General features: G+C 65.0%; 8 protein-coding genes. 3 read left to right on the forward strand and 5 right to left on the reverse strand.

Annotated features, from left to right (window positions below; translation table 11 throughout):
* Window position 1: 1 nt before the first annotated feature.
* On the reverse strand, window positions 2-1,873 hold the full coding sequence (gene uvrC / locus VLR48_RS12880; protein WP_325292178.1) for an excinuclease ABC subunit UvrC: 1,872 nt from the start codon (window positions 1,871-1,873) through the stop codon (window positions 2-4).
* A 310-nt stretch (window positions 1,874-2,183) separates the two neighbouring features.
* On the opposite strand from uvrC, the gene VLR48_RS12885 reads away from it, so the two are divergent.
* On the forward strand, window positions 2,184-3,365 hold the full coding sequence (locus VLR48_RS12885) for an NnrS family protein (protein ID WP_325292179.1): 1,182 nt from the start codon (window positions 2,184-2,186) through the stop codon (window positions 3,363-3,365).
* Window positions 3,366-3,383: 18 nt separating this feature from the next.
* On the opposite strand, the gene VLR48_RS12890 is transcribed toward VLR48_RS12885, so the two are convergent.
* The 3 genes from VLR48_RS12890 to VLR48_RS12900 are packed head-to-tail and all read right to left on the reverse strand — an operon-like array spanning window position 3,384 to window position 5,052.
* A complete protein-coding gene (locus VLR48_RS12890; protein WP_325292180.1) occupies window positions 3,384-3,794 on the reverse strand; it encodes a nitrous oxide-stimulated promoter family protein in 411 nt (136 codons plus the stop codon).
* Window positions 3,791-4,507, reverse strand: coding sequence for a c-type cytochrome (locus VLR48_RS12895; protein ID WP_325292181.1), 717 nt, complete (start codon window positions 4,505-4,507; stop codon window positions 3,791-3,793). The genes VLR48_RS12890 and VLR48_RS12895 overlap by 4 nt, the downstream gene beginning before the upstream one ends.
* A complete protein-coding gene (locus VLR48_RS12900) occupies window positions 4,504-5,052 on the reverse strand; it encodes an HPP family protein (RefSeq protein ID WP_325292182.1) in 549 nt (182 codons plus the stop codon). The genes VLR48_RS12895 and VLR48_RS12900 overlap by 4 nt, the downstream gene beginning before the upstream one ends.
* A 369-nt stretch (window positions 5,053-5,421) precedes the next feature.
* Here VLR48_RS12900 and VLR48_RS12905 point away from each other — a divergent pair, with 369 nt between their 5' ends.
* Entirely contained in the window at window positions 5,422-6,078 is a 657-nt protein-coding gene (locus VLR48_RS12905) for a CBS domain-containing protein (protein WP_325292183.1), read from the forward strand.
* Between the two features lie 84 nt (window positions 6,079-6,162).
* Here VLR48_RS12905 and VLR48_RS12910 read toward each other — a convergent pair whose 3' ends face one another.
* Window positions 6,163-6,468, reverse strand: coding sequence for a hypothetical protein (locus VLR48_RS12910; protein WP_325292184.1), 306 nt, complete (start codon window positions 6,466-6,468; stop codon window positions 6,163-6,165).
* Between the two features lie 103 nt (window positions 6,469-6,571).
* Between VLR48_RS12910 and VLR48_RS12915 the strand changes: the two genes are divergently transcribed.
* On the forward strand, window positions 6,572-7,210 hold a 639-nt coding region (locus VLR48_RS12915; RefSeq protein ID WP_325292185.1), incomplete at its 3' end, for a Druantia anti-phage system protein DruA.

The raw sequence follows: 7,210 nt of genomic DNA on the forward strand, positions 1-7,210 counted from the left end.
GTCAGGGCCCCGCGGCCTCCTCGTGAAAGGCATCGTAGATCTGTTGGGCCAACTGCCGGCCGATGCCGTCGACGCAGGCAATGTCCTCGACCCCTGCGCGGGCCAGGCCGCGGATGCCGCCGAACTGCTTCAAAAGACGTTGGCGGCGCCGCGGTCCGATCCCGGCGAGCCCTTCCAGCGTGGAGGTGGTGCGTGCCTTGGCACGACGCTGGCGATGACCGGTGATCGCGAACCGATGGGCCTCGTCGCGGATCTGCTCGATCAGATGCATGGCGGGGGAATCGCTCGCCAGTATAAGCGGCGACTCGACGTCCAACAACCAAAGCAGCTCGGTGCCCGGGCGACGATCGGGCCCCTTCGAAATCCCCACCACCTGCAGGCCGGCGAGACCGAGCTCTTGGAGCGCATCGCCGACCGCGCGGATCTGTCCGCGTCCGCCGTCGATGAAGAGGATATCGGGGATCGGATACTCGCCCTGCTTCACCCGGGTATAGCGCCTGGTCAGGGCCTGATGGAGCGCCGCATAGTCGTCGCCGGGAGTGATGCCTTCGATGTTGAAGCGGCGGTAATCCGACTTGCGCGGCCCCTCGCCGTCGAAGACCACGCAGGAGGCGACGGTGCGCTCGCCTTGGGTGTGACTGATGTCGAAGCATTCCATGCGCTGGGGCCGCTCGGAGAGATCCAGGACATCGCGCAGTGCCTCGATGCGGCGGCCGTAACCGGCCTGGCTGCCGAGCCTGGACTTGAGCGCGACCTCGGCATTGCCGCGGGCCATCTCGAGCCAGCGGGCACGCTCGGCGCGCACACGCCATTTGATGTGCACGCGCCGCTCGGCGCGTTGCGAGAGCGCCGTCTCCAAGAGCGCGCGCTCCTCCGGCTCGACGCTGACGACCAGCTCGGGCGGGATCTGCTTGTCGGCGTAGAACTGGGCCAGGAAGCCGGCCAGGAGGGTCGCGTCGTCCGTGTCGTCGGGGGTCTTCGGAAAGAATGCCTTGTTGCCGAGGTTGCGCCCGGCGCGGATGAAGAAGACCTGCACGCAGCTCGTCCCGCCCTCTTGGGCGCAGGCGATGATGTCGAGGTCTCCACCCTCCCCGCTCACGTATTGGCGCTGCTGGATCCGGCTCAGGGTCGCGATCTGATCGCGCAGGACGGCGGCGCGCTCGAATTCGAGCGCGGCGGCGGCCTGCTCCATGCCGCGACCGAGATCCGCGATCACATCTTCGGCACGCCCGTCGAGGAACTGGATGGTGTGGGCGACGTCCTCGGCGTACGCTTCCGGGCTGACGAGCCCGACACAGGGCCCGCTGCAGCGCTTGATCTGATATTGCAGACAGGGTCGCGAGCGGTTGTTGAAGAAGCTGTCTTCGCACTGGCGCACCGGGAAGAGCTTCTGCAGCAACTGGAGTGTCTCGCGCACCGCCCAAGCGCTCGGATAGGGGCCGAAGAGACGCCCTTTGGATTTGCGCGGCCCCCGATAGAAGGCCAGTCTCGGGAAGTCGTCCTGTGTGCTGAGATAGATGAAGGGATAGCTCTTGTCGTCGCGCAGCAGGACGTTGAAGCGCGGACGCAAGGACTTGATGAGGTTGCTCTCGAGCAGCAGCGCCTCGCCCTCGGTGCGGGTCACCGTCACCTCGATGTCGGCGATCTGGCTCACCATCAACTGAAGGCGACGTGTCAGGGCCCGGCTGAAATAGCTTGAGACCCGGCGTTTGAGGTTCTTCGCCTTGCCGACATAGAGCACGGTGGCTTCGGCATCGAGCATGCGATAGACGCCGGGGCTTTGGGGGATGCGTTCGAGGAGGGCTCGCGCGGGCGTGTCGAGCGCGGGCTGAGCGCCCTCAGCATCCGGGTTTGGAGCAGTGGTATCGTTCATGTGCGGATTAGAGCGCAATCGAGCGATGCCGATCCAGAGCGGACATCCCGGACCGCGGATACGTCGTTCGAGAGCCGACCGGCGCGTTCCCGGACCGGACCATGCGCTTGACCCACGTCAAGGCCAAGCCGTCGGGCCATCGCTAGGGTAAGGGACTGCGACCACGCGCCCCGAAATCCCGCGACCTCGTGCGACATCACCGCGGGACAACCCGCGTGAATCGGCTCGACCGCCTCCGACACCAACTCCCGACGCTCGGGAGCCGCCCCGCTCGGGCTCGCCCCGACCACCGACAAGGAAAACCACCCAGATGCGCGTCGACCCGCTCACCAAGACCAAGCGACCGCTCAGCGTCCTCGCGCTCGGCTTCCGGCCGTTCTTCCTGGCCGCGGGGATCGCCGCCATCCTATCCGTTTTGGTCTGGCTCGCGATGCTGACCGGGCATTTTCCGCAGCCCGGCTATCTCGCCGGGCCGGCCTGGCACGCCCATGAGATGCTCTTCGGTTATCTGGCGGCCGTCATCGCGGGGTTCCTGCTGACCGCCGTACGCAACTGGAGCGGCATGGACACGCCTACGGGCGCGGCACTCGCGGGGTTGGTCGCGCTTTGGCTTGCCGCGCGTCTGATGCCCTGGCTCGGACTTACGCCGCTGCTGGTCGCCATGACGGATGTCGCCTTCTTCCCGGTTCTGGCATTCGCACTGCGACGGCCGCTCTGGTTCGGCCCCAATCCGGTGAACCGCGTCTTCCTGCTGCTGTTCGCCGGCATGACCCTCGCGAGTGCGCTGGTGCATCTGGATGTGCTCGGCGTCCTGCCGGGCGGCGCGGCGCGGGGTCATCGTCTGATGCTGGACCTGGTCATCCTGACGATGCTTCTGGTCTCGGGTCGCGTCATGCCCTTCTTCATCGAGCGCGGGATCACCGGCGCCAAGCCGCGAAGCTTTCAGTTCGTCGAGCGCTTGACCTTCCTCCTCGCCGCAGCACTCCTGCTCGCGGACCTCGTCCAGCCCTACGGGTTTCAGGCGGGCGCCTTCGCGATCGCGTTGGGTCTGGTGCTTTTGGTGCGGATCGTCGGCTGGCACGATCGACGTCTCTTGACGACACCCATGCTGACCGTGCTCTATGTCGGCCTGCTTTGGCTTGCGCTTGGCCTGATCCTCGACGGCCTACCCGCCTTTACCGATCTGCCCGCGCGCGGCGCGCTGCACACACTGACCATCGGGGCGATCGGCGTGGTGACGCTGGGGATGATGTCGCGGGTCGCGGTCGGCCACACGGGTCGCGCGATGCAGGCCGCTCGCCTGACCATCGTCGCCTTCGTCCTGATCAACTTCGCCGCAGGCCTGCGCGGTCTCGCTCCACTGATCTACCCCGCCGGTTACCACACCTGGCTGATGAGCGCGGGGCTCTGCTGGATCCTCGCCTTCGGGCTCTTTCTCTGGGTTCATGCACCCATGCTGGTCGCGCCGCGACCGGACGGGCGACCCGGCTGACGCGTCATCGGGGCGCGATCACCGGCGCTTCTTGTCCGACTGCGCCCGAGCCTTCAGCTTCGGCGCCGGACGGAGCTTATCGAGGATGTGTCCGAGACTCAGGATTGGATGGGGCCAGAGCATGCGGGGGCCGGCATAGCGCATCACATCGCGCACCCGCTCGCGCATCAGGGCGCTGTAGCAGTGCACCTCGCAGAGATTGCAGGCCGGCTTTTCTTCCTGGAAGGGACAGGTGTCGAGACGCCGATGCGCATAATCGAGCAAGGATGTGCACTCGGCGCAGAGTCCCTTCTGGTCGGTGTGATGGTCTCGGCAGTAGATGGCCATCATGGCGGTGATGGTCTTCTTCTCGCGCGTAATGCGTCGGCCGAACGGCATGGGTCGTCCTCGGATGCGGATATGGAGTCCGGCCAGGCCCTCGACGATCAATCGTCGAGGATCGAGATGTAGGCGAAGATGTCGTTCAGCTCCTCGGCGGTGAAGGTCGCAAGCAGCTCCTCGGCATCCGGGTCGGACGGGTCATGCACACGCCGTTTGTCGATGTATTTGGCGACCTGCCGTTGCAGGTAGCCGGTGTACTGCCCGGCCAACATGGGTACGGCATCGCGCTCGCGGCCCTGCCCTTCGCGACCGTGGCAGGAGGCACACTCCTTGGCATAGATGCGCTCGCCGGCAACCGGATCGCCCGGTGCACGCGGAATCTGAACCATGCGTTTGGTGGCCATCAGCCGCTCGTAGGCGTTGAAGTCCGGCGCCGTCTCGTCGACCGGCGGGAGGCGACTCGGCAACTCGATTGCGGCGAGAAAGGCCGAGATATCGCGGATATCCGAGTCCGGCATCTGGCGATGCTCCGTGTGCTCCACCATGGCGAGGTTTTCGCGCTCGCGCGCGCGGAACAGGTCGAGCTGCCGCGAAATGAAGGCGGCGGGGAGACCCGCCAGTCGGGGGTATTCGCCGTCCTTGCCGCCTTGGCCATGTTCGCCGTGGCAGCCGGCACAGACCTCGTTGATCTCGGCGGCGTTGTCCAGGTCCGCATCGGCGAACGGATCCTCGGCCTCTTCGGCGAGCGCGAACGGCGCGGTCATCAGGCAGCCGAGGACGAGACCGACGTATCGGAGCAGATGCAACGCGGGTCGGCTCATATCCAGTTCTCCGGATAACGTCTGGTTGCCGGGATATTGTTGACGATCAGGGCGACGCCCAACAGGATCAGCGGCCCGAGCGTCGCCGGAATCAGCACGTAGTAATATCCCATCGCATGAATCTCCTCCGAGCCGATGACCGCGATCAACGCGGTTGCCCCGCCCGGCGGGTGCAGGGTTCGGCTCAGATGCATGAGCGCGATCGCGGTGGCCACGGCCACCGCCTGTGCAAGCCAGGGATCCGCGGACAGCAGCTTCCAGCTGGTCACGCCGACCAGCGCCGAGATGACGTGACCGCCGACCAGATTACGCGGTTGGGCCAATGGACTGCGCACTGCCCCGTAAAGCAGGACCGCGGACGCACCGAGCGAGCCGATCGTGAGCGCGAGGTCGGTCTCCGAGAAGAACGCCTGATTGATCAAACCCACTAGGCCGATCCCGAGAAAGGCGCCGATCCACGACCAGAAGACCTCTTGGTTGCTGACTCGCGGCGGACTTCCGCGGGTGGTCCCGCGCATCTTTCGGACGTAGGCCTTCAGGCTCAAAGCATGCCTCCAATCGGCTTGCGTACCGGGGATTTCGATACGACTGCGGAGCGGATCGGGCGCGTTCGACCCGTTCCACAACCGCGTGGAATCCTCGATCCCGATTTGAATCTCGCGACGCGGCAAGGGCCTTGACCCACATCAAGCCTAATCCTCGAAACCACGACCGCCTGATCTCGGCCCCGGGAGCCCTTCCAACCCGACCGAGATCCGATGCGAGATTCGCCAGCCGGGTCCGAGCCGGTACGAAGCCTCGCGCTCGAAGAGATACGAAGCCACCGGATTGACCTGTCTCAAGGCTATTTCTGCATGATCCACGCCTAATAGCCATGCCAGCGGCGACGAAGCCGATCATTCGGGGGTCATCAGGTGACAGAGAACCATCTTCATCTCTTTCAGGAACCGGACCACGCCAGCATCGACGAGATCCGGGAGCTTGAGCTTTCGGACGCCGACATCATCGACGCGATGCGGGAGATTCCCGGCTATATCGACATCACGACGACGGACTTCAGAACCATCTATCACCTCGCCCATGCCCATGCCGTGGAGCGCATGAACAGCCGTATGTGTGCGAGGAACCTCATGCGCTCTCCGATCCAACCGCTGAATCCGACGACACCGCTTTACCAAGCGGCCGGACTATTCGTGCGACAAGGCGTGAAGGCGCTGCCGGTGGTCGTGGGCGGCGGACTGGTCAGCGGGATCCTGACCGAGACGGATATTCTCAAGCGACTGGGTGCGGACAGTTTTTTGGAGCTGCTTCCGCGATTGCTCGAACAGTGCGATCGACTCGCCGAATGCTGTCACGAGACAGCGACAAGCACGATGATGACATCGCCGGCGGTAACCGTGACAGAACGCGCAGGTTTTTCGGAGATCATGTGTGCGTTCAGGAGCCACGGCGGGCGCAGCATGCCGGTCGTGGACGGCCGCGGTCGTCTGGTTGGGCTCCTGATGCGGAAGGATTTTCTTGCTGCCTGTCAGCTTGATCTGCAGTCGCTCGACGAAGAAACGCTCGACTGAGGGGTGCTTTCGGCAAGCATCAGGCCTTCGCCCACCGCCCCGGACCTTGCGCCTTCGCGGCTCGAATTGTCGAGCATCCCGTCATCAAAGCGGGACACCGTGCGGCGCGGCCACCATGAACATCAGCATCGGGATCGAGAGCTCCGCGTTGATCCGCGCAACCGATGCAACGGTCTTTTTTGCCTTGGCAAGGTCCGCCTCGCCCTGCGAGGGCGCGAGGCCCATCAGCTTCTTCTGATTCGGCCAGAGCACGAACCAGACATTGATCAAAAGGACCGCACCGAGCCACACCCCGATCCCCATGGGAAGCGCGTAGTCGAGATCTCCGCCCGTCAGACCCAACGTAAAGACATCAAGTAGACTGTCGTTCTGCACCAAGTACCAGGCCATGCGATTACCCATATCTTCGCCTGCCCCGACGCCCCTGTGCCTGAACACAGCGCGCCTGAGCTGTTGAAATGTCGTCCCATCACCACCGATGGGGCAAGTGTCGATGAACGAGGAACCGGTTGGCAAGCTGTGCGGGCGCGCGCTGAGTGCGGCGGATCTGGAGAGCATCCGCACCGCGGTGCGCGAGGCCGATCCGCCGCAGCGTGCGGAGATCGCGCGGCGGGTCTGCACGGCGTTGAACTGGGTGGATGTGCAGGGACGTCCGAAGCTGATGAGCTGTCGGGTCGGACTGTTGCGCCTGCACCGTGCGGGGTTGATCGCGCTGCCGGCGCCGCGTAACGGCAACGGCAATGGCCTAGCGCTGCAGCCGCGCTGTGAGGCGCTGCCCGAGGCGGTGAGGGTGCGCGGTTCGGTGCAGGCGCTCGCCGGTTTGCGTCTTAAAGCCGTCGCCACTGCGGCGGACTCGCGGTTGTGGAACGCCTTGATCGCACGCTGGCATTATTTGGGCTATAGGCCGTTGTCCGGCGCGCAGTTGCGCTATCTGATCCGCTGGGATGGCGGTGTCTTGGGTGCACTCGGCTGCGGCGCGACTTCCGCGCCGCCTTGGGGGTGTCCTGATGGACGGGCTCGCAGCGGAACTGGCCGGCATCGACTTGGGCGATCGGCGATAAGAATCGGCGCGCGCAGCGCCTGGTGGAGACCTCAAGATACAACGGAGCTGGACTACACCAAGAAAAAGGAC

Source organism: Thiocapsa sp. (assembly GCF_035467215.1).
GTDB lineage: Bacteria > Pseudomonadota > Gammaproteobacteria > Chromatiales > Chromatiaceae > Thiocapsa.

What these genes read in the sequence shown, in the direction of transcription:
- uvrC (WP_325292178.1), bottom strand. Translation starts at nt 1,873, where the DNA reads ATGAACGATACCACTGCTCCAAACCCGGATGCTGAGGGCGCTCAGCCC.
- VLR48_RS12885 (WP_325292179.1), top strand. Translation starts at nt 2,184, where the DNA reads ATGCGCGTCGACCCGCTCACCAAGACCAAGCGACCGCTCAGCGTCCTC.
- VLR48_RS12895 (WP_325292181.1), bottom strand. Translation starts at nt 4,507, where the DNA reads ATGAGCCGACCCGCGTTGCATCTGCTCCGATACGTCGGTCTCGTCCTC.
- VLR48_RS12910 (WP_325292184.1), bottom strand. Translation starts at nt 6,468, where the DNA reads ATGGCCTGGTACTTGGTGCAGAACGACAGTCTACTTGATGTCTTTACG.